The organism is Arthrobacter sp. MA-N2 (assembly GCF_000517125.1).
Taxonomy (GTDB): Bacteria; Actinomycetota; Actinomycetes; order Actinomycetales; family Micrococcaceae; genus Arthrobacter; species Arthrobacter methylotrophus.
On sequence record NZ_KI912155.1, the window covers coordinates 1230244 to 1251266 of the forward strand.

Genomic DNA, 21023 nt, shown 5'->3' on the forward strand with positions numbered 1-21023 from the left:
CAGGCGAAGATGGCGGATTACACAGACCCTGGCTACATCATCGAACTGTTCCGGATCCGGGCAAACATGCTGCCAAGGGTCGGCGGCAAGGCGGCCAACCTGGGCGAGCTGATCCGGGCGGGCCTTCCGGTCCCGCCCGGATTTTGCCTGACCACCGAGGCGTATCGGCACGCACTTCAGCCCGGAGCAAGCCCAGGAACGGGAGGGCTCGGGGATATTCTCCGTGGTCTTAGGGCAGCAGATCCCGGAGACCTCCAGGGGCTCACTTCCCTTGCGGCCGGGGCAAGGCAAGCAGTGCTCGACGCCGGGATCCCCGCCGCCGTCGAGGGCGCCCTTCGCTTGGCCTACTCCGCGCTGGACGCGGAAACCGCGGTGGCCGTCAGATCCTCCGCCACGGCCGAAGACCTGCCCTTCGCGAGTTTTGCCGGGCAGCAGGACACCTACCTGAATGTCGTGGGTGCGGACGCCGTGCTGGAAGCCGTCCGCAAGTGCTGGGCCTCCCTGTGGACGGACCGGGCGGTCAGCTACCGGTCACGCAACGGAATCGACCACGCCGCGGTGAGCCTCGCCGTCGTGGTTCAACGAATGGTGGACGCTGAGACCGCGGGGGTGTTGTTCACCGCCAATCCGGTGACCGGGCGGCGCCGCGAGGCGGTCATTGACGCCAGTCCCGGGCTTGGCGAGGCCGTGGTCTCGGGCGCCGTGAATCCGGACCACTTCGTGGTGGACTCGCTGACGGGCAGGATCACGGAACGAAGGATCGGGGACCGGAAGCTGCTGATCCGCCCCATCCCCGGAGGGGGCACCGAACGGATCGAGGCTCCCGAATCCCGGAACGCAGCCGGGGGCGCCGGATTTGCCTGCCTTGATGATTCGCAAATCAGGGCGCTCGCAGTCCTCGGCCAGCGAGTCGAGGAGCACTACGGGGCACCGCAGGACACCGAATGGGCCATCGATGGCGACCGCAAGCTGTGGCTTACCCAAGCCCGGCCGATCACCACTCTCTACCCGCAAATGACCCGCCAGCCCGCGGTCTCCGGTCCGCACGCGTACCTTTGCTTCAGCCTCGCCCAAGGCCTGACCCGTCCCCTGACTCCCATGGGCCTTGCAAGCATCAGGCTCATGGCGTCCTCGGTAGCTGGTGCGGCGGGATTCCGGGTTCCCGAACCACGGAAAGGCCCTTCGCCCTATTACGAGGCAGGGCAGCGGATCTACTTTGATTTCTCTTCGGTGCTGCGGAGCGAGATCGGCCGGACCCTCGTGCCCAGGATCTTCGACGTCATGGAGGCGCGTTCGGCGGCGATCATGCGCTCCTTGTTCGAGGACCCGCTTTTCGCCGTCACCAGTAGGACGCCGTTCAAACTGATCCGGCACGTCGCCCCGATTCTGCTCCGTTTCCGCGTCCCTGAAACCTTCCTTCGCGCTCTCTTCCGGCCGAACGCCGCCCTGGAGAAGGTGGAACGGGTGGGCGGGGAGCTGAAGGTTGCGCTCGAAATCTCCGCCGATGCCACAGCCCGTGAAAGGCTGGACCATGCAGAGCGGATCTTGGGCGAGGAATTGTTCCCCATGCTCCCCGCCATGTTGCCCCCCGTGGCACTGGGCTTCGCAATGATGGGGCTGGTCCGCAAACTGCTTGGCGAGCAGGCCTCCTGGGGTGAGCTCCAGACTGTCATCCGCGGCTTGCCCAACAACGTCACTGCAGAAATGGACCTTGAGTTGTGGCGGCTCGCAAGCCGTATCCGTCTCGACGACGCTTCCGCCGAGGCCTTTAGCTGCGGCGAACCCAGTGCCCTCGCGGAGAGCTACCGCGACGGCGGGTTACCCGCCGTCGCGCAATCGGGTTTGGCAGCGTTCCTCCGCGACTACGGGCACCGGGCCATCGCGGAGATCGACCTGGGCGTGCCCCGCTGGTCCGAGGACCCCACCCACATCGTCGGAGTTCTGGCCAACTACCTCCGCCTGGACAATACCCGTCTGCCGCCGGACAAACAGTTCGAGAAAGCGGCCCACGACGCCGAGGAACAGCTTGCGGTGCTGGTGGCCCGTGCGCGGTCCAGGAGTCCGCTCCACGCCAAAATCGTGAAAATGGCACTTGAGCGGACGCGGATGTTCGTGGGTCTCCGCGAGCTTCCCAAGTACAACCTGGTCCTGGGCTTCGCCGCGGTCCGCGCGCACCTGGCCTCCGTCGGGGAGATCCTGGCGGACGAGGGAAGAGTCGACGACGCCGGGGATGTCTTTTTCCTGGATTTCGATGACGCCCACCGTGGCCTGGAGGGCGCGGATCTCCGTGCCTTGGTAGCGGAGCGGCGTCAGGCCTATGAGCTTGAACTCAGACGCCGGCACGTGCCCCGCGTGCTGCTCTCGGACGGCACGGAACCGGAAGCCCTGCCCTCCGGGCTGCACCGGGGGACGGGAGTTCGCCCGGTGCAGAGCATGGCTCCGGACAGCATGGCTCCGGACGGAATGCTGCTGGGAACCCCGGCTTCGGCGGGAACGGTGACCGCTGCGGCCAGGGTGATCATGGACCCTGAGGGCGCGCATCTTGAACCCGGGGAGATCCTGGTGGCACCCTCCACGGATCCCGGCTGGACGCCCCTGTTCCTGACTGCCGGGGGCCTTGTCATGGAGATGGGTGGGCCCAACTCCCATGGCGCCGTCGTGGCCCGTGAGTACGGGATTCCCGCAGTCGTGGGGGTCCCGGATGCCACGTCCCGGATCAGTTCAGGCCAGAGGATCACGGTGGACGGCGCCACGGGGACGGTGGCCACCTAGCTCGATTTCAATGCCGAGCTAGGCGTGTTGGTGCGTTTCGTGTGCCGAGTGGCCAGCGGGTTCCAGCTGGAAGGTGCAGTGCTCGGTGTCGAAGTGCGAGCCGAGGCAGGACCCGAGTTGGTCCAGGAGCCGGTCCGCGCCTGTGGCGTCCAGTATCCGGTCCTCCACCACTACGTGGGCCGAGAAGACCGGAACGCCCGAGGTGATGGTCCAGATGTGGATGTCGTGAACGGCCACCACGCCTTCGACCGAGAGGATGTGCTCGCGGATCATTTTGACCTCGACACCCTTGGGTGTGGCCTCCAGCAGTACGTCGACCACATCGCGCAGCAAATGCCAGGCCCTGGGCAGGATCATGAGCGAGATCAGGATGGAGGCGATGGGGTCGGCGGCCCGGAAATCAGTGACCATGATGACAATCGCGGCCGCGATGACGGCGAACGAACCCAACAGATCGCCCAGGACTTCGAGGTAGGCGCCGCGGACGTTCAGGCTCTCCTTCTGGGCCCCTCGCAGGATGAGGAGTGAGGCCAGGTTGGCGACCGCGCCCAGAATGGCAGCAAAGAGCATGACGTCGGTGTGGATCTCCGGCGTCTCCCCGAAACGGCGGAGCGCCTCGATGAAGATCACCACGGAGATCACGATCAAAATGAGGGCATTGGCCAGCGCTGCCAGGACCTCGGCACGCTGGTACCCGTAAGTGCGTTGATCACTTGCGGGCCGGGTGGCTATCCAGGCGGCAAGCAACGCAATGAACACGCCTGCGGCATCGGAGAGCATGTGGCCTGCGTCGGCCAGCAGCGCCAATGAACCGGAGACGACGGCGCCCGCCACTTGGATGACCACCACCGCGAGGGTGATGCCCAGGACAGCGATGAGCCGCTTCCGGTGTTTGCCGGTTGCGGTGACGCCGTGTGAGTGGTTGTGATCGTGCCCCATGCCTATAAGGCTATCCCCAGCCGAGCTCGTGCAAACGGTCGTCGCCTATTCCGAAGTGGTGGGCGATCTCGTGGATCACGGTAATGGCGACTTCGTCGATCACTTCCTGACGCGATCCGCAGATATCCAGGATCGGTTGCCGGAAGATGGTGATCCGGTCCGGGAGGGAGCCGGCATCCCACCACGAGTCCCGTTCCGTCAGAGGCACACCCTCGTACAGGCCAAGCAGCACCGTGCCAGGATCGTCACCGGGCTGTGGTGTGTAGTCGTCCTCGATGAAGATGGCCACATTGTCCATGGCACGGGCCGCTTTGTCGGGGATCAGGAGCAGGGCGTCACTGACTGCAGCCTCGAAGTCTTCCGGCGACATACTGAACGAAACCACACCAAGCGGCGCCGGCCCGGTTCCGGGGAATGACGAGGACATATGCTGGCCGCCGGGGGCTTCGCCGTCGGGAACGATCGGCAAGCCGGGAGGTAAATTCGCGGGCATGTTCTGACTCTAGTCCGCGGCCCGGTCGTTGACGCCCGATCTGCTGGCAGCTACAGTTTCCCGGGCTGGTAATTCGTATAACCACGCCCTAGATTAAGCCCAGCCGCTCGTGCAGATCCTGTGACCAGCACCCAAACGCTCCAACAGACAGGCCCGCACATGACCCGCCCCGGGAGTAGACCCGGCACGACGATGAACGACGTCGCTGCCGCTGCGGGCGTTTCCCAGGCCACGGTTTCCCTGGTGCTCAACGATGCAGCGGGAACCAGATTCTCGGAGGAAACCCGGCACAGGGTCCATGCTGCCGCCCATCAATTGGGGTACCGGACCAACGCCCACGCCAAAGTTCTGCGGGACGGCGTGGCCGGAATGATCGGCTTCGTGGGCGACTTCGTGGCCACCGCGCCCTTCGCGGGCACCATCATCGAGGGAGCCCAGGCCCGGGCTTGGGAGGCCGGACTGCTGCTCCTGACCGTCAACACCGGTGGGGACAAAGCGTTAGAAGCCGCTTCGCTGGAGACAATGCTGTCGTACAAGGTGGCCGGAGTGGTCTATGCCGCCATGGAACACCGCGTCCTTGACGTGCCCGACGTCCTCGCGGAAGTGCCCGCCGTCGTGCTCAATTCGCGCGACCGTTCCGGACGCTTCCCCAGCTTTGTCCCGCAAGAGGAGCTGGGCGGCTACACCGCCACCAAACGCCTGCTCGACGCCGGCCATCGCCGCATCGCGATGATCAACATCGGTGCGGTGGACAGTGAGCTTCCCGCCGTCGTCGGACGCTATGCGGGCCACCTCCGCGCGCTCGAGGAGGCCGGCATCCGTGCCGATCCCGGGCTTCACCGCAGTGGTGGCGGCCATGAATCGAGCGGTTTCACCAACGCCCTTGCACTCATGGCCGGACCACAGCCACCCACGGCCATCTTCTGCGCCAGCGACCGTACGGCCTGGGGTGCCTACCAGGCGCTCGCCCGGCTCGGGGTGTCCATCCCTCACGATGTGTCCCTAGTGGGTTTCGACAACCAGGAAACGCTCGCACCGCACTTGCGGCCCGGGTTGACCACCCTCGAGCTGCCTTTCCTGGAGATGGGCAGGCGAGCCGTCGAACTGATTTTGACCGGTGCGGATCGCGACGGCAGCACAGAATATTTTGAATGCCCCCTCGTCGAACGCCATTCCGTAGCGCCCCCTAAATCCACCAGTAGCCACTGAAACTCCCCAACCAAGGAACAGGAACCGCATGAACCGCTCCGCGCCCCTTGCGCCCGAGCCGCTCGACGTCGTCGTCGTCGGCGAAGCGCTCATCGACATCGTCAACTCGCCCGAAGGGCAGACCGAATATCCTGGCGGTTCGCCGGCAAACGTCGCCTACGGCCTCGGAAGGCTCGACGTGAAGGCCGGGCTGCTGACCGCCGTCGGGCGTGATCCGCGGGGCGAGGCCATCGCGGCGCACCTTGCAAGCGCCGGCGTGGTGGTGCTTCCGGGCTCGCAATCGCTCGCGAAGACCGCGACGGCGACGGCGGAGATCGCCGCGGACGGTTCGGCCGAGTACACCTTCGACATCGAGTGGACGCTGGCCCCCGCAGCCCTCCCCTACGCCCCGAAAGTGCTGCACACGGGATCGATCGCCACGTTCCTTGAGCCTGGTGCTGCTGTCGTCCGGAACCTGATGGAGCAGGCACAAGGCGGGTCCATCGTCACCTACGATCCCAACATCCGCACGGACCTCCTCGGCAGCCACAGCGAGGCGCTCCGCATTTTCGAAGAGCTCGTCCCGCTGACTACCGTCGTGAAGCTCAGCGATGACGACGCATTCTGGCTCCACCCCGGCAAGTCCTTGGAAGAGAGCGCCGAACACATCCTGGGCCTCGGCGCCGGACTGGTGGTTCTCACCCGGGGTGCGCAAGGCTCCCTCATGGCGACGCCGCACACCCGGATCACGGTCCCGGCCGTCACGTCGATGGTTGCGGACACGATCGGCGCCGGCGATTCCTACATGTCGGCGCTGATCCTCGGACTCCTGCTGCGCGGTAGCCAAGGACTTGCCCCCACGGTCCTCGAACGCATCGGACAGACCGCCTCCATGGCTGCCGCAATTACGGTCGGGCGCCCGGGGGCCAACCCGCCCACCCACCGCGAGCTCCTCGCGGGGATGGCAAGGTAGGAGCGGCCCCTAGCGGGACCTGCGCCGCGTCAGCCCGACGCCGAGCAGGCAGATCGCGCCGCCTACCAAGCCCCAGATGGTGGGGATCTCCTGGAGCACCGCCCAGGAAATCAGGATCGTGGTGCCCGGGACCAGATACGTCGTGGCGGCGAGTTTCCCGGCCTGGATGAGGGACAGGGCGTAGGCCCACGTGGTGAAAGCGATAGCCGTGGGGAAGATCCCCAAATACACCAAGCCCAGCGTTGCCGGAAGGGGCGCGGCCTGCACTTCGGCCACCAGCTGGCCGGTCCACGGCAGGCAGCACACGGCGCCCACCAGGATGCCGAACCAGGTGGCTTGCACTGCTGAGAACCTGCGCATCACAGGCTTCTGGACAGTCATGCTCACGGCGGCGAGCACAGCGGCAAGCAGGCATAACAGCACTCCGGTGACGTCCGCCGTCGAGCGTTGCCCCGAACCGAGCGCGATCAGCGCAACCCCGCCGAATGCCACGAGGCTGCCGATGATCAGCCAGCGCGGAAATCCCTCTTTCAGGGTGATGCCGGCGAGGACCGCGACCAGGATGGGCGAGACGTTGATGAGCATCGCGCTGGTTCCGGCATCGAGCATGTGCTCGGCGGCATTCAGGGCGACGTTGTAACCCGCAAACCACATGACGCCATAGGCCAGGATGGGTAGCCATTCGCGCCCTGTCGGCCAGCGCTTGAGTTTGGGTAACGCGACAATACCGAGAGCGACGGCGGCAACCACCAACCGTCCGAGTGTCAAGGAACCGGGGGAGAAGCTGGGTCCCACGGCGCGGATGCCTACGAAGGCGGACGCCCAAAGGACAACGGTGACGACGACGGCGGCGATGCCGAGCTTGCTGATGGTCCGGGAGTTGGTGGTCGCCGGAGAGCTTGGGGTGCTTGTGGCCATGATGCCAATCTAGCCCGCCAATTGCAGGACGGACTGGCGGTTTTCGGACGTCTTTCAACAAGAAACCGCCAACTCTGCCGGAGTGGATTTGTCGGAGTGGATTTGAGGCCCGTTTGCGTTCTGCAGCGCGCGATTTGGGAATATCGCTGACTATGCTCTAAAGTTTTAGAGTCCAGTTCGGACGAGCGAGAAGCGGGACGCAAGCGGGAAATCGCATAGCGTTGTTGGCCGTCGCGAATTCGGATTGTTCCAGGCCCCCATCGTCTAGCGGCCTAGGACACCGCCCTTTCACGGCGGCGGCACGGGTTCGAATCCCGTTGGGGGTACGCAAGGAACTGGTCAAGTCGGACTGAAAAGTCTGGTAGGCTGGGATCCTTGAAAAAATCGCGGTAGATACTGCGAACGTAGTAGAGATACTACACTGCAAGGCCCTGTAGCGCAGTTGGTTAGCGCGCCGCCCTGTCACGGCGGAGGTCGCGGGTTCAAGTCCCGTCAGGGTCGCTCTGATTGCCGGAAGAAATTCCGGCAATCATGGTGACATTGTCACCTAAGGCTCTGTAGCTCAGTTGGTAGAGCGTTCGACTGAAAATCGAAAGGTCACCGGATCGACGCCGGTCGGAGCCACCACCTGAAAGTCCCCGTAGTTCCCAGTGTTTATGGGAATTGCGGGGGTTTTTTCTTTGCTCTTCGAACCCGAAGATTCAGGGTTATAGGACAAAACGTGGGTAAATCCCAGACACCGGCAGTGCTGCTCACCCGCGGCCGCCTTCCGTTCCGCACCAGCCCCGGACTGCTAACCAGGCCGAACCACCAACCAGACAGTCCGGAGGTATGCAAGCACCCCGGCCACCTTAGGCTTCCAAAGCTTAGCTGCCCCCGAAATTCGCCCGCCAACGCTGGGAAGCAAGCCCCTCCCATACACACATTTTGTCTTATAACTAAAATTCTGGGACGGACCTCTGGTATTCCCTCGGTATAAGTGCAATGCGGTCGAGCCGCGACCGACCTGGAGGCGATCCGCGCCACAAAAAGAAGGATCGGGCCTTTGACTATCCGTTTTGATGAACCCAGCCCCACCGCCGAACCGTCTCAAAGCGATCTGCCTGATCCTGACCCTCGGAGCCACAGTGGTAAGGGCGTGACCGTCGTTTTCCCTCTGTAGAGCTTCATGTTCCGATTCTTTGGAGGGTTTCAAGCGCGCTTTAGGGTCTCATTCCAAGTTCTAGCCGAGCGGATTCGAGGCCGGGCTTCGTGGTCTCTTCCAGCTTGCTACTTACCGAGCGGCACGTAGAGCAAGGTGCCCAGTAGCGTGTCTTGCCCTCCTGAGGTCAATGACGCTTCAGATACGCCTGAAGCCAAAACCGTTCCGTCAGGAAGTAAGTTCAGCCGCCGGGTTAAGGATGCAAAGGGAAGAGGCGCCGTGGACGTGATCGCCAACTACCACGAACTGTGGGATGTGGAGCAGTCCTTCCGGATGTCCAAGGCCGAGCTACGAGCCCGGCCCATGTTCCACCGCACCTCGGACGCGATCGAAGCCCACCTGATCATTGTGTTCACCGCGCTGGCACTCAGCCGCGAAGCACAGAACCGGACCGGGCTCACGATCCGCAAGCTGATCCGCTAACTAAGGCCGCTTCGTTCAGCCACCATCGCGATCAACGGCACCGAGCAGACATTCCCACCAGCCATCCCCGACGACAAACAAGCAGTCCTCAACGCAATCCGGAACCCGCGGGCCAGGCACTAAACCGAATGACCGAAGTCAGGGATAAGTTAGGCTCAATCTCAGTTCTTTGGAACGCCGTACACTTTCCAAGCCGTCGCTCATACGAAAGGTTGCGGGTAGCAGACCGAGGAAAACGGCAATATGATGGAGCACGTTGAATTACATAACCACACATATGACGTTCTTGGTGTGTCACAGCAGAAATATCAAAACGGTCCGTTCCTCTTGTAACCCGCGATTATTCTGAACAGGACCTGGGCCGCCTTCTTTGTTCAGAGAGTTGGCCTAGGGCTGAGTGCTTCCAAATATATCTCTTCTGCCTTTTCCGATAATTTTGACTGTCGGAATTGCTGCTGGGCTGAGCAGGCCTGAGCGGCGGTTTCGCGGCGGCGCGGGTTCTGCATAAGCGCTGAAAGCGCGATGGCTAGGCTCGGCGCCTCGTGTCCTGACGCAAGTTGATACGTGCCTTCGGGCAGTTCACTGGCTACGTTTGGGTCGCATAGCACGACGGGGGTTCCTAGAGCGATTGCCTCCGTAACGATCAACCCTTGCGTTTCGAACCCCATCGAAGAATGGACCACCAGGTCTGAGGCGGCGATCTCACTGAAAAGTTTCTGCTGGCTGAGATGCCCGCGAAATATCACAGACTGGTGAGGACTGCCGTGTTTGCGAATGAAAGTCCGGGCGGTCCTCATTTCAGCTCCATCCCCGCAGAGGCTGATCTCGCAGGCAAGCCCGGTCTGGGTGACTGCATCCAAGAAGGTGAGGAGCCGTTTCTCTGGGCTAAAACGTCCAGCCCAGAGGATTCTCAGTGGTTGCATGGACGTCTTCGGGGCGGATGCTTTCCGGAGCCAGTTGACAAGATCATCGTCGATTCCCGTCGGTAGTACTAACGGCCTTTGCGAAAATCCAGCTCGGATAAGAGAGTTTGCAAAATGATGCGAGGGCGTTATCCGTGCGCTTGCTCCATTGCCCAAAAGCGAAAGATAGCGATACGCCGGTTCTGGGATTCCAGGGGCGCCGGACTCTAACGGAAACTGCTTCCTGTGGATGTGTTCCAGAAGCCTTGCGATCGATCTCGGTATTGGAGTTGTGGCGGCAAGTCCCACCACGAGATTCGTGTGGTGTGTGATTAAGAACGGGACGTCATATATCTGAGAGATCGCCTTTCCTAAGAGACCGGCCCAAAAGTCTGCCTGGATATGAACGATATCTACAGGTGGAAGGTCCTTAAGTTTGGTTTGGATTTGGCGGAGCGATCTTTCCCCGACGAAACCCAAGGAATAGCTGCGATCTAGGGTCATGGGAAATGACGGGGTCGTGATGATATCGGCCTGCTGCGGCGTACCGATTCTACCGGGGCTACAGAGGGTCACGCGATGGCCGCGGAGTTCCAAATACTTCTTTTGAAGGCAAACGGAGGACTGCGCACCTCCCAGAGACAACGGGTGTTGGTCGAGGAAAATCAGAATGTGCATTGTGAACCTAAAAGAGGCAGTTGCTTCTGGATCCGGACGGGTGTCAGGGGTGACAAGGGACTTTGAATGCAGGTCTCGAAGTGTTTCTGAAACGACACCAATGATTCACTGGTGTTTGATTAGGCATCTGAGCGGCTGAAGCGGGGCGCCCTCGCGCAGGGCTCGGTGGACTTCACTTTCAGACACCGGACAATCGGGAGCGAAAAGACCCATCCATGCGGCTTTTAGTACTGCACATTACTGGTTGGCGTCGTCGGTGTGGCAGACATAGACGAGAACCTCTGGTGGATGCGGAAGGTCCATGCACTTCCCGGTGCCTGGATTTGGCCAGCGTTCCGTTACTGCTCCATCATTGGCGCGTGGGCAAGTGGCATCGGCTAGGCTATCCGCTTCGGCGTCGAAGCGCGCCACACGTTCTCTCGGCAGCTCCGACCCATATGTAGACGTAGACCAGCGCCGCTAATATCGCGAATACTCCCGCGATGATAAAAAACACCACTAATATACTCGACATGCCTAGTCTCCTCGGTTCGACCTTATTGGGGTACTCTCTGTGCACAACAGCTAGTAGCGGTATTCTCCGGAAGAGTGACTCGATTTCTCGCCCGAATGCTTAGAGATGTGTCGGACGAGATGACGATCCCACGTCTCAGGGTTGGGTGATGCCAGTGGCTCAGAGCAAGGTTCCCATGTGATGCAGGGCGAGAACCAGGAATTGATTCACGATGTCCAGCCAATCTTTAATCGCCGTGGGCGACGATAGTTTGATGAAGAGCAGGAGCCCGGGATCCCGTTCCGGGGGTCCGACGCCGAAGCGATCGATCACCCCGGCCCAGAAACTTGATTACTTGGCCGCCTATGAAGACGCTATTTTGCGGAACGAGGGTGGCGCGTATTTGCGGGAGCAGGAGATCTATTCCTCGCAGATTACCGAGTTGCGCAAACTCCGTGATGCCGGCGTCCTTGAGGGAAAGAAGCCTTGTGAACGGATTCGCCGGTTGAGCCCGTAGCAGGTCGAGACCGCGCGGCTGCGGCGCGAGATCGAGGACTCGAAGCGGCACCTGGCCACGACGGAGGTGGCGTTGGAGATCATGTCAAAACGCACGAGCTCTTGGCAGAACTCTCGAAGAGCTCGCGGGACGAACCACCGCATACGAAGCACTGATGTCCGCCTACCGCGACCTCACGGCCGCCGGAGTTGGAGCCGGACCTCAGCCCGGATTGCCGGGGTGGCACGGGCTACCGCGACACGGAAGCCGCGCCGGCTGCCGATCCAGATCTACGCAGTCCTGCTGGACGAAGGCGCGTATCTGGCGCCGATCTCCACTATCTACCGGGAACTGGCGCAGAACAAGCAAGTCAAGGAACGCCGTCGCCTGGCTCGGCAGGTCTACTCCGGTCTAGTCGGCGGTGGGGGAGTTGCTCGGCTGGGTTTGGTTTGGATGACCGCGGTGGAGATGTTCTCGTGGTGGGTATTCTTGCCGAACTTGAGGATGGTGTGGTGGTAAAAGGCGTATCCGAAGAGGACCGTGCCCAGCAGCAGGATTGCCCGGGTGATAATTGTTCCCGCAATGGCTTCAGCTGCGGTTACCCCTCCGAGCGTGAGGATTGCAACCATTAGTAATTCGTAGAGGCCCGTGCCTCCCGGGGTGATCACGATAATGCTGCAGATCGTGGAGATGCCGTAGGCGATGAGCAGGGTTCCAAAATTCACTTCTGCACCGATAGAGCAGAACGTGATGTAGAAAAGGGCAACGTCCGCGAGGTTGAAAATTAAGGACCATGCAAAGGGGAGTATCAGGGCTTTGGGGTTTGCCCGCAACTCGACATATGCACCTCCCATATCGCGGGCGAATCGGTGAGCTTGATCGACTTTCAGAACATTCTTCCGTACGCGAGGAATTCGTCGAAACAGTGCGTTTATACCGCGCACAGCTCTGTCCGTCACAGCTAGGACCAGTTTTTCATTTCGGATCGTGAGAGTGATCAGGGTAATCGCTGCACCGGAGATAAGCGTGAGAGCCACTGATATGGTCAGCTCGGACGGAGCGAGCGTGTCGCTGAATACCTTCCAGGTAATGACGACGAGCAGCAAAAGGATATATGAAGAAAAACTGGCCACGAATCTTACCAATTGAGCCAAGATTGAATCGCCTGGGCTGACTTTGAAAAACCCAAGCTTCCAACTGAGGAATGAAAGCCCTGCGGCGCCACCGCTTGGAACGATGTGATTCAGGAAGTTGAATTCCAGGGACATCCGCATGGCGCTGGTTGTTCGGACGCCTTTGAGCTGCCCGCGGCTTCGAAGGTAGGAGAACATTGATTCTCCAGTGGACAGGTAGCTGATGCATTGAACCGGGATCAATAGGGCCAGGATCCAATAGTTCGCGTGGGCCAGGTACTCGGCGACGCCCTGCACTTCGTGCCAGGCGGAAACGACCAGGATGACGACCATGACCAGCGTAAAGACCAGCATCCAAGTCCGGAAGGATTTCAATCCAGGGTTGCCCATCTCTTGGTGTTGCCGTACCTGTGGGCGTTTAGTGTGTGGCCGTCCGTTTGGTAGTACTGTTTCAGTTTCTTGGAATCGAACGAGCGAAACAGGTGGCATTTGACCATCAATTTTTCGCTTCGGCGGATCCGGGCCCCTGTCTTGAGTAGGGCAATCGTCAGATCTACGTCTTCGCTGAATCTGTTGTCACCAAGGTGGACCTGTTCCCGGATTTCCTGCCAGGCTTCGCGTTTCAGTGCGGAATTGAACCCGTAAAGCATGGGCGAAACTCCGATACTTCGTTCGTGCCAGAACCGGAAAGCACGGTAGTAGCAGGACATCCAGAACTTTTCCTTCGGAGATATTTCCTGAATCGATGCTCCCCCCGCGATTGCTGCTACCGGATTCCCGGTACGCACGGAGAATTCACGCCGGATTATTTCAGCCCAATCGGGCGAGACGATAGTGTCAGCGTCGATTCTTGCAATAATTTCACTTTTTGCTGAATCAAAACCTGCAGTTCGGGCGAATGTGATGCCCTGCCGTGATTCGGCGACGATTGAGACGCCCGTGTGCTGCTTCGCTCGGCGGATCGTGTCATCAGTGCAGTTGTTATCCACGACGATGATTTCGTCCACTGGATGCGTCTGGTTTTGAATTGCGGAGAGGCAGGCATTAATGTGTCGAGCTTCGTTGTACACGGGTATTACAACACTGATGGTCAGTGAAGATTCGTCCAAAGCGGACCTTCCTTTGCTGATGATTTTGAAATCCCTGAACCCCCGCAATGATTTGGGGCGATGTTCAGGATTCCGAAGACATGGTCCTACGCGCATTATCTGCAGAACCTTAAATTATGACGCGGTCAATTCAGGCATATCCTCCACGGATTGATGGGGGCGAGTAACCGGATTCCAACGCTTCTTCTGCGGGGAACAAAAGTAGGCGGGGGTCTGCCCGGCGTTGCGCGAAGAACATTCCGATCGCTGCAACCGATGTGAGAATGAGGGACTCGCGGAGGAGAATCCCCAAGGGAGCAAGCCAGACCGAACCGGATCGCAGGATGTATTCGCCCAAGAATGTTCCTTGCAGAACCAGTACTAGAACGGCGACAGCCACGAAGATGCGGGTCTTCGTCTTTCCGCGGAACCAAAGCACGATGAGGGCCGGAATCAGATAAACCCAGTGGTGCACCCAGCTCACAGGCGAGATAAGGGTAGCGGTGAGGCCGACAGTCAGAACGGCTGCCATCGGCTGTCCGGAGCGGAAGACCGCTGCGGCGGACATCAGGCAGAGAATGGCCACTATTACCACGAGCACCTTTGATGCTGGTATCGCCCACTCCCCGAGCGCTGCGGCAGCCCCTTGGATGGAACTATTTCCGGCACTGGCAAATTGGGTGCCCAGGTCCACCTTTGAGCTAAGGTGCCAGACGCAGGAGAGCCAGTAGGTCCCGGACATAGCCGGAAACAAGATCGCCCCTATCGCGACCGTTCCGGCAAAACCTGCAACAGCGGAGAAGGCCATTCGCCATTGCCGGGTAATCAAAAGGTAGGGAATGAAGATCCCCGGGGTTAGCTTGATGCCGGCAGCAACCCCGATCAGCATTCCTTGAGGGACGAAGCGGGTCCAACGACTATTGGCGTGACGGAAGAAATCTGCAAGACAGAGAACCGCCAAGAACAGGTTGATCTGGCCCCACACCAGGTGTTGGGAAATGATCGAGGTGCAGCAACTAAGGACAACGAGGCCAATCCATATCCCAAGCCGCTTAGACAGGGATCGTGGCAGGCAAAGTCCGATGATCCAGGGCACGGTTGCCACACAAGCGATCGTCCACACTGTGAAAGCAATATGGGTGGGAAAAGCGCTCGTGAACGTGAGGAGTGCTGCCGCGAACGGCGTATAGACGAAGGGTAGCCCGTCAGGTAAGTACTCCCCGAAGACGTTGCCGGCATAGACGTCGTCCCCGGACCAGAAGGAAGCCGAACCATAGCGATAGACCAGGAAGTCCACGGGGGGAAAGACACCTACATTGAGCATATATAGATTCGCGAAAACGATGCCCAGGATCAGGACGGCTACGGCTACCGGCCACTTCCGGCGGAAGGTCGGGATGGGCGAGGCCGCCATGGGGGGCGCGACGAGGGCTGCCCGATCGCCAGACCAGTCCAGGGCCGGGGGTGTAGTCGGCATAGATTCTCCACATTCGTCTTTCGGCCGTCTTTCGGCCAGAAGTTTCCACTACTTAATAGCCAGGACCGCGATACGAATGACGCAACAATCCCGAACAATCCGTGCCTGCGCGGATTTGGGAATATCGGCTGACCCACGGCAACCAGAAATCCCGCCCGAATTGCGGTCTTCCTCTTTGTATTCCCCTTTGTCTCCGCCTTCTCACAAGCAAGCGCTAGGGTGGTACTCACAAGAAGGGGAGGGCTACATGGAACAGCAGGAAAGCCATACCGCACCTGAACCGGAAGCCGTTGGGGCTCCGGTGTCCGAAGACAGGCAAACAGTGGCAGGTAGCGGCCGCACAGTGATCTCGGATTCTGCTGTCGCCAAGGTTGCCGGTATCGCCGCGCGCGCAGTCCCGGGCGTCTACTCGCTCGGCTCGGCCCCTTCACGCGCGCTCGGAGCCATCCGCGACGCTGTCGGCAGCCAAGACCATGCTGCGGGCGTCCGCGCCGAGGTTGGCGAAACCCAGGTGGCCGTGGACATCAACCTTGTGGCCGTCTATGGATACCCTCTGCATGATGTCGCCAACCAGGTCCGCGCGGCGGTCTACCATGCGGTTGAATCGTTGGTTGGCCTGGAGGTCATCGAGGTCAATGTCGAGATCAACGATGTCTACGTTGCCCCACCCGTCAAAGCCGGAACAAAGGGCGCACTATCGGAAAGGGAGCCACTCCAGTGAACATGACCGTTGTCGGAATCGGGATCGGCGCCTTCGTGGCGTTCATGGCCTTCCAATTCGGACTATGGGGCTTTGTTATTGCCCTTCTCTTCATGGGAATCGGCGCCCTCCTGGGGCGTGCTGCAGACGGAAAGCTTGATCTGCGAAGCGTGCTGGACGCCCTCACCGGCCGCCGCTCGTCGTCATGAGCTCCGCGGCTGAGGCGGTGCAGCCCGCCGTGACGATGGCTGGCCACAATCGGATCAGCACTCAGGCACTCACCACTTTGGCGCAGGCGGCCGCTGCCGAGGCGCTCGGTGTCCCGCCGCACGATGTGCGAGCCGAGTGGTCGGACGACGGCGGACTCCTGGCACTCTCGATTGCCGCCCCGATCCGTGTGCCCTCGCTGATGGAAGTCCACAGGGATCCCCTCCGGGTAGCGGCATTCGGTGGAACGGTATGGGACCGCGCCGTAGCTGCCAAAACGGTCATCCTTGAACGTGTCACCCAACTCAGTGGTTCTACCCTGAGTCGCGTGGATATCCGGATCAGCGGCGCACACATCAGTGAAGGAGTTCGGGTCCAATGAGCCACGCCCAGGCCCCGCACGCACGAAGCAACCACGCGCACGTAAGCGACGGGCACGCAAGCGCCACGCAGATGCAGGGGAACACCGACGGCGACGCGCCGATCGATGCCGAACTCCAACGCATCCTCAAGCGCGAGACCAGGTCCTCCCGTGCGGGAATGGCCGGACTAGCCGCGGCCCTGGTGATCGTGGCCTGCGTTTACGCGCTCCTCGAATCCGCCCTGCGCGCTCTTGGCCAACCACCATGGCTCATTGACCCGCAAGCTGCTGCTGAACGCCTAACCGTCCTGCCGGAAGGTACCTCGCCGCTGCTGCTCGGCGCCCTTGGTGGCGTGATAGCCATGGTGGGGCTGATCTTCTTCCTGAACGCGGTCCTCCCCGGGAGGAAGTCCCGGCATTTGCTCCCCGATCCCCGGGCCGGAGTGGTGGTGGACGATGAGGTCATTGCTTCGGCCCTTGCCCGGGCAGCCCGGACGGCCGGGAACGTCACCCAGGAGCAAGTCATGGTGGTGGTTTCGCAGCGCCAAGTGGTGGTGAACGTCCGGCCCACCTCGGGCGTGCCCTTGAGCGAGGGACGGATCCTGGCCGCCGTCGAGAACGAACTTCAGGAGATGCGGCCTTCGCCCATGCCGGCGGTCCGAGTAAACGTGGCCACGTCCGGGGTGATCGGCGCATGAACGGGACCCCGCACATCCTTAACCGGATCCTGATCGGAATCCTTGGGCTCAAGTTGCTGGCCATCGGCATTCTCCTGGTGCTGCTGGCAACCGTTCCCGCGGTGGGAAATTGGTGGCGCAACTGGTCCGCCGGCCTCTGGGAGCACCTCAAGTTCATCGCGGAGCAAACCCGGATTCCCGGCCGTGCGGAAAGCTGGCTTTGGGTGGCGGCGGCAGCGGCGCTTGTGGTGCTGATTGTGCTGATGGTGGCTTGGGTGTCCCAGCAGGGCAAAGGGCGCGCCAACCTGATTGTGTCCGAGTATGACGACGCCAGAACCCCAGGCGACGTCCACATCGGCGGGAGCCTTGCTGAGCAGGCGCTCAAGGCGGCTCTCGCGGAACGCCCGGATCTCGCAGGCGCAACCGTGGCCACCTATGAAGTCAGGGGCCGTCCGGGACTCAGGATCAGGGTCCAACCCCGTCTCGGCGCCTCACCGCATGCATTGGCCGTGGACATCTCCCGTTTGGTGGAGGCGCTGGATGTGGTGGTGGGACGCAAGATCCCGGTGTTGATTCATATCGCGGCTGGCGCGCGGGCCCGGTTCAGCAGAGCCGAGCGTGTCCGTTGAACTGACACGCAACCGAAGGGCGGTCTTTACTGCGCGACGAGGTATGCCGCGCCATTCGGGGGAAGCGAAGCCCCGCCTGAGCCGCCGTCGCTGGAGAGTTCGACGCGAAGACCAGCCGGTATGGCGATAGGCGCCGTACCCATATTGACCAGCACCAATACGTCCCGGTTGTGGAAGGCCAGAACTCCGTGGGCGGGATCGTGCTCTTCAGCCCATTGAAAGGTGCCTGAGCCCAGCCGGTGGGCCCGGCGAAATGCAAGGACCGAGCGGTAGAGCTCCAGGGTGGAGCCCTCGACGCCGGTCTGGAGGTCCGCGGCCACCTCGCCGAACGCTTCAGGCTGGGGGAGCCAAGGTGCCGCGGGCGTTTCGGTCCCGGCCGTCTCCGAAAACCCGAAGCCAGGCTCAGCGGATTTCCAAGGCAGCGGGACCCTGCATCCATCGCGGCCTCTCTCCACGCCCTTGGTCCGGAAGAACGCGGGGTCTTGGCGCGCCTCGGCCGGCAAGGATGTGTGCTCCGGCAGTCCAAGTTCCTCACCTTGGTACAAGTAGGCCGAGCCTGGCAGGGCGAAAGACACCATGGAAGCGGCGCGAGCCCGAGCCAGCCCAAGGGAAGCGTCGGGCTGCTCGTCTTCTGCCGCGATGCCCTTGGGGAAGGTGGTGGGATCGGCCAGCCCGAACCGGCTGGGGTGCCGGACGGTGTCATGGTTGCTCAGGACCCAGGTGGAGGGCGCCTCGACGGAGCCCGCGGCATCCAGCGAAGACTCGATTGCCTCAGCCATGCGCGTGGCGTCCCAGCCGGCCAGCAGGAAATCGAAGTTGAAAGCCTGGTGCATTTCGTCCTTGCGGACGTACCGGGCCAACCGCTCAGCGGGCTCAACCCAGGCTTCGGCAACCAGCATGCGGTCGCCGTCGTACTCGGCGAGGACCCGGTGCCACTCCCGGTAGATCTCGTGGACGCCTTCCTGGTCGAAGAAGGGCGACGGCGGGTCCAGGGGCGGCTTGACGTGGTGTTCGACGGCGGTGGCGACAGCTCCCGTAGCGGGCTCTGCCCCAGTGGCGAAATGCGGGTGGGCCGTGTGCGGTTCGACGGCTTCGCTGTGGGCGCCGGGGGTGGCCACACCACCCTCGACCATGGCGGTAGCGCCCTCCCAGTCGGGCAGGCCGGCTTCTTTAACCAGGCCGTGAGCAACATCCACCCGGAAGCCGTCGACGCCGCGGTCGAGCCAGAAGCGGAGTACCGATCGCATCTCTTCGTGAACCTCCGGGTTCTCCCAATTGAGGTCCGGTTGTTTCGTATCGAACAGGTGCAGGTACCACTGGCCGGGGGTCCCGTCGTCGTTCCTCAGGCGAGTCCAGGCCGGGCCGCCGAAGATCGACTTCCAATTGTTGGGCGGCAGGGCGCCGTCGCCGGAGCCGGGCGCTGAGTCCTTGCCCGGGTGGAACATATAGCGCTCACGTTCAGGGGAGCCGGGAGCGGCGTCGAGGGCTTCGCGGAACCAGGCGTGCTCGTCCGAGGTGTGGTTGGGGACGAGGTCGACGATCACCTTGATTCCCAGGCTGTGCGCCTTCTCCAACATGGAGTCAAAGTCATCCAAAGTGCCGAAGAGGGGATCCACGGCCCGGTAGTCCGCCACGTCGTACCCGGCATCGGCTTGGGGTGACTTGTAGAAAGGAGAAAGCCACACCGCATCGATCCCGAGCCCTTGCAAATATGGCAATTTCGCCGTGATTCCAGCAAGATCGCCCATTCCGTCGCCGTTGGCATCGGCGAAAGAACGGGGATAAATCTGGTAAACGACGGCGCTGGCCCACCATGCTGAGTTGCTGGAACCGGGGGTTGGGACTGGCGAGTGCGGCACTGGATTCCTCTCGGAGACATTTTTTATGTAAACGCTTGCATAACTAGCAGGAAGCTTACTAATGTGAGGCTCACCACATCAACCGCACTGCGGAAATACCTGGTCCACTCATTGAGGAGTTCCCAGCATGAACACACGCAAGTACCTTTTGCCGGCTGCTGTCGCCGGCGTGCTCGCCCTTTCCTTGTCCGCCTGTGGTGGCGGCGGGGGTGGCAGCACAGCCTCAAGCGGCGGAGATGCCGCAGCAAACCTCGACGGACGGGGTCCCATCACCTACGTCCAAGGCAAGGACAACAGCAACGTCGTCCGCCCGCTCGTCGATAAATGGAATGCCGCGCACCCGGACCAGAAGGTCACCTTCAAGGAACAGTCCGACCAGGCTGACCAGCAGCACGACGATTTGGTGCAGAACTTCCAGGCCAAGAACGCAAATTACGACGTCGTAGATGTGGATGTCATCTGGACCGCCGAGTTTGCAGCGAAGGGCTGGCTGCAGCCGCTCACCGACAAGATGAGCATCGATACGTCCAAGATGCTGCCCGCCACGGTCAAGACGGCAACCTACAACAACACGCTCTTCGCGGCACCCCAGACCTCGGACGGCGGCATCCTCTATTACCGCAAGGATTTGGTGCCAACCCCGCCCAAGACCTGGGACGAGATGATGAACATGTGCTCTATCGCCAAGCAGAACAACATCGACTGCTACGCGGGGCAGTTCGCCAAGTATGAAGGCCTCACCGTGAATGCGGCTGAAGCCATCAACTCTGCCGGCGGAACGATCGTTGGAGACGACGGCAAATCGACGGTGACCTCTGCTGCAGCCAAGGCGGGCCTTAACAACCTGGTCACGGCCTACAAGAACGGAAACATCCCCACGCAGGGCGTTACCTACCAGGAAGAACAGGGCCGGCAATCCTTCGAGGACGGCAAGCTCCTCTTCCTGCGCAACTGGCCTTACGTCTATAACCTCGCCAAGACGGACGGCTCGTCCAAGGTGAAGGACACCTTCGGTATGGCTCCGCTCCCGGGCAAGGACGGCCCCGGCGCCTCGTCCCTCGGTGGACACAACCTCGCAGTCAGCGTCTACTCGCAGCACAAAGCAACGGCGAAGGACTTCCTGACCTTCATGACCAGCGAAGAAACTGAAAAATTCTACGCCACGCAGGGTTCGCTTGCCCCGGTGCTGGGTTCCCTGTACGACGATCCCACCCTGGTCCAGCAGCTGCCGTACCTTCCGGTGCTGAAGACCTCGATTCAGAATGCCGTGCCCCGTCCGGTCACGCCGTTCTACCCAGCAGTCACCAAGGCTATCCAGGACAATGCCTACGCTGCCATCAAGGGTGACAAATCCGTCGATCAGGCAATGACGGATATGGACACGGCCATCAACTCGGCCAGTCAGTAGCGACACCC

18 protein-coding genes, 3 tRNA genes and 1 pseudogene are annotated in these 21023 nt (G+C 61.5%); 14 read left to right on the forward strand and 8 right to left on the reverse strand.

What is annotated here, in order from left to right:
• The first annotated feature begins 9 nt into the window (after positions 1-9).
• A complete protein-coding gene (locus A3M3_RS0106325) occupies positions 10-2772 on the forward strand; it encodes a PEP/pyruvate-binding domain-containing protein (protein WP_028265643.1) in 2763 nt (920 codons plus the stop codon).
• Positions 2773-2790: 18 nt separating this feature from the next.
• Here the strand turns inward: A3M3_RS0106325 and A3M3_RS0106330 are convergent, their stop codons facing one another.
• Together A3M3_RS0106330 and A3M3_RS0106335 are read right to left on the reverse strand one after the other, a co-directional pair.
• Entirely contained in the window at positions 2791-3711 is a 921-nt protein-coding gene (locus A3M3_RS0106330) for a cation diffusion facilitator family transporter (RefSeq protein WP_028265644.1), read from the reverse strand.
• Between the two features lie 10 nt (positions 3712-3721).
• On the reverse strand, positions 3722-4204 hold the full coding sequence (locus A3M3_RS0106335) for a metallopeptidase family protein (protein ID WP_028265645.1): 483 nt from the start codon (positions 4202-4204) through the stop codon (positions 3722-3724).
• A gap of 192 nt (positions 4205-4396) precedes the next feature.
• Here A3M3_RS0106335 and A3M3_RS0106340 point away from each other — a divergent pair, with 192 nt between their 5' ends.
• Entirely contained in the window at positions 4397-5413 is a 1017-nt protein-coding gene (locus tag A3M3_RS0106340) for a LacI family DNA-binding transcriptional regulator (RefSeq protein ID WP_028265646.1), read from the forward strand.
• 28 nt (positions 5414-5441) lie between these two features.
• Positions 5442-6365 (forward strand): carbohydrate kinase family protein, encoded by a 924-nt coding sequence (locus A3M3_RS0106345; protein ID WP_028265647.1) that lies wholly within the window; start codon positions 5442-5444, stop codon positions 6363-6365.
• Positions 6366-6374: 9 nt separating this feature from the next.
• Here the strand turns inward: A3M3_RS0106345 and A3M3_RS0106350 are convergent, their stop codons facing one another.
• Positions 6375-7283, reverse strand: a complete 909-nt coding sequence (locus A3M3_RS0106350) for a DMT family transporter (RefSeq protein WP_028265648.1) — start codon at positions 7281-7283, stop codon at positions 6375-6377.
• 253 nt (positions 7284-7536) lie between these two features.
• Here A3M3_RS0106350 and A3M3_RS0106355 point away from each other — a divergent pair.
• From A3M3_RS0106355 to A3M3_RS28755, 4 genes and pseudogenes are all read left to right on the forward strand, one after another.
• Positions 7537-7609: transfer RNA gene (locus A3M3_RS0106355), tRNA-Glu, on the forward strand.
• Positions 7610-7710: 101 nt separating this feature from the next.
• Positions 7711-7784, forward strand: a tRNA-Asp gene (locus tag A3M3_RS0106360).
• Between the two features lie 50 nt (positions 7785-7834).
• Positions 7835-7910, forward strand: a tRNA-Phe gene (locus A3M3_RS0106365).
• Positions 7911-8700: 790 nt separating this feature from the next.
• Positions 8701-9030 (forward strand): annotated as a pseudogene (locus A3M3_RS28755) (IS1634 family transposase); the annotation flags it as partial.
• Between the two features lie 251 nt (positions 9031-9281).
• Here A3M3_RS28755 and A3M3_RS29480 read toward each other — a convergent pair.
• On the reverse strand, positions 9282-10487 hold the full coding sequence (locus tag A3M3_RS29480; RefSeq protein WP_028265650.1) for a glycosyltransferase family 4 protein: 1206 nt from the start codon (positions 10485-10487) through the stop codon (positions 9282-9284).
• 767 nt (positions 10488-11254) lie between these two features.
• On the opposite strand from A3M3_RS29480, the gene A3M3_RS27300 reads away from it, so the two are divergent.
• The gene (locus tag A3M3_RS27300; RefSeq protein ID WP_155854299.1) at positions 11255-11497 is read left to right on the forward strand and encodes a hypothetical protein; all 243 of its coding nucleotides are present in this window, start codon (positions 11255-11257) and stop codon (positions 11495-11497) included.
• 380 nt (positions 11498-11877) lie between these two features.
• Here A3M3_RS27300 and A3M3_RS0106385 read toward each other — a convergent pair whose 3' ends face one another.
• The 3 genes from A3M3_RS0106385 to A3M3_RS23980 all read right to left on the reverse strand — a co-directional run bounded on the left by A3M3_RS0106385 (position 11878) and on the right by A3M3_RS23980 (position 15174).
• Positions 11878-12999, reverse strand: a complete 1122-nt coding sequence (locus tag A3M3_RS0106385) for a lysylphosphatidylglycerol synthase transmembrane domain-containing protein (RefSeq protein ID WP_197023140.1) — start codon at positions 12997-12999, stop codon at positions 11878-11880.
• The gene (locus A3M3_RS23975) at positions 12981-13718 is read right to left on the reverse strand and encodes a glycosyltransferase family 2 protein (RefSeq protein WP_051422966.1); all 738 of its coding nucleotides are present in this window, start codon (positions 13716-13718) and stop codon (positions 12981-12983) included. The genes A3M3_RS0106385 and A3M3_RS23975 overlap by 19 nt, the downstream gene beginning before the upstream one ends.
• Before the next feature lie 130 nt (positions 13719-13848).
• On the reverse strand, positions 13849-15174 hold the full coding sequence (locus tag A3M3_RS23980; RefSeq protein WP_051422968.1) for a glycosyltransferase 87 family protein: 1326 nt from the start codon (positions 15172-15174) through the stop codon (positions 13849-13851).
• A gap of 247 nt (positions 15175-15421) precedes the next feature.
• On the opposite strand from A3M3_RS23980, the gene A3M3_RS0106400 reads away from it, so the two are divergent.
• The 5 genes from A3M3_RS0106400 (at position 15422) to A3M3_RS0106420 (ending at position 17748) form a co-directional block, all read left to right on the forward strand.
• On the forward strand, positions 15422-15895 hold the full coding sequence (locus A3M3_RS0106400; RefSeq protein ID WP_081736712.1) for an Asp23/Gls24 family envelope stress response protein: 474 nt from the start codon (positions 15422-15424) through the stop codon (positions 15893-15895).
• Positions 15892-16083, forward strand: coding sequence for a DUF2273 domain-containing protein (locus tag A3M3_RS0106405; protein ID WP_028265653.1), 192 nt, complete (start codon positions 15892-15894; stop codon positions 16081-16083). The genes A3M3_RS0106400 and A3M3_RS0106405 overlap by 4 nt, the downstream gene beginning before the upstream one ends.
• Positions 16080-16463, forward strand: a complete 384-nt coding sequence (locus A3M3_RS0106410) for a hypothetical protein (protein WP_028265654.1) — start codon at positions 16080-16082, stop codon at positions 16461-16463. Before A3M3_RS0106405 ends, A3M3_RS0106410 begins: the two co-directional genes overlap by 4 nt.
• A 71-nt stretch (positions 16464-16534) precedes the next feature.
• Positions 16535-17140 carry a DUF6286 domain-containing protein gene (locus tag A3M3_RS0106415; RefSeq protein WP_028265655.1) on the forward strand — a complete coding sequence of 202 codons (606 nt, stop codon included), beginning with the start codon at positions 16535-16537 and terminating at the stop codon, positions 17138-17140.
• A complete protein-coding gene (locus A3M3_RS0106420; protein ID WP_028265656.1) occupies positions 17137-17748 on the forward strand; it encodes a hypothetical protein in 612 nt (203 codons plus the stop codon). Before A3M3_RS0106415 ends, A3M3_RS0106420 begins: the two co-directional genes overlap by 4 nt.
• A 26-nt stretch (positions 17749-17774) precedes the next feature.
• Here A3M3_RS0106420 and A3M3_RS0106425 read toward each other — a convergent pair whose 3' ends face one another.
• Entirely contained in the window at positions 17775-19496 is a 1722-nt protein-coding gene (locus tag A3M3_RS0106425) for a glycoside hydrolase family 13 protein (protein ID WP_197023301.1), read from the reverse strand.
• 238 nt (positions 19497-19734) lie between these two features.
• On the opposite strand from A3M3_RS0106425, the gene A3M3_RS0106430 reads away from it, so the two are divergent.
• The gene (locus A3M3_RS0106430) at positions 19735-21015 is read left to right on the forward strand and encodes an ABC transporter substrate-binding protein (protein WP_028265658.1); all 1281 of its coding nucleotides are present in this window, start codon (positions 19735-19737) and stop codon (positions 21013-21015) included.
• The last annotated feature ends 8 nt before the right edge of the window (positions 21016-21023 follow it).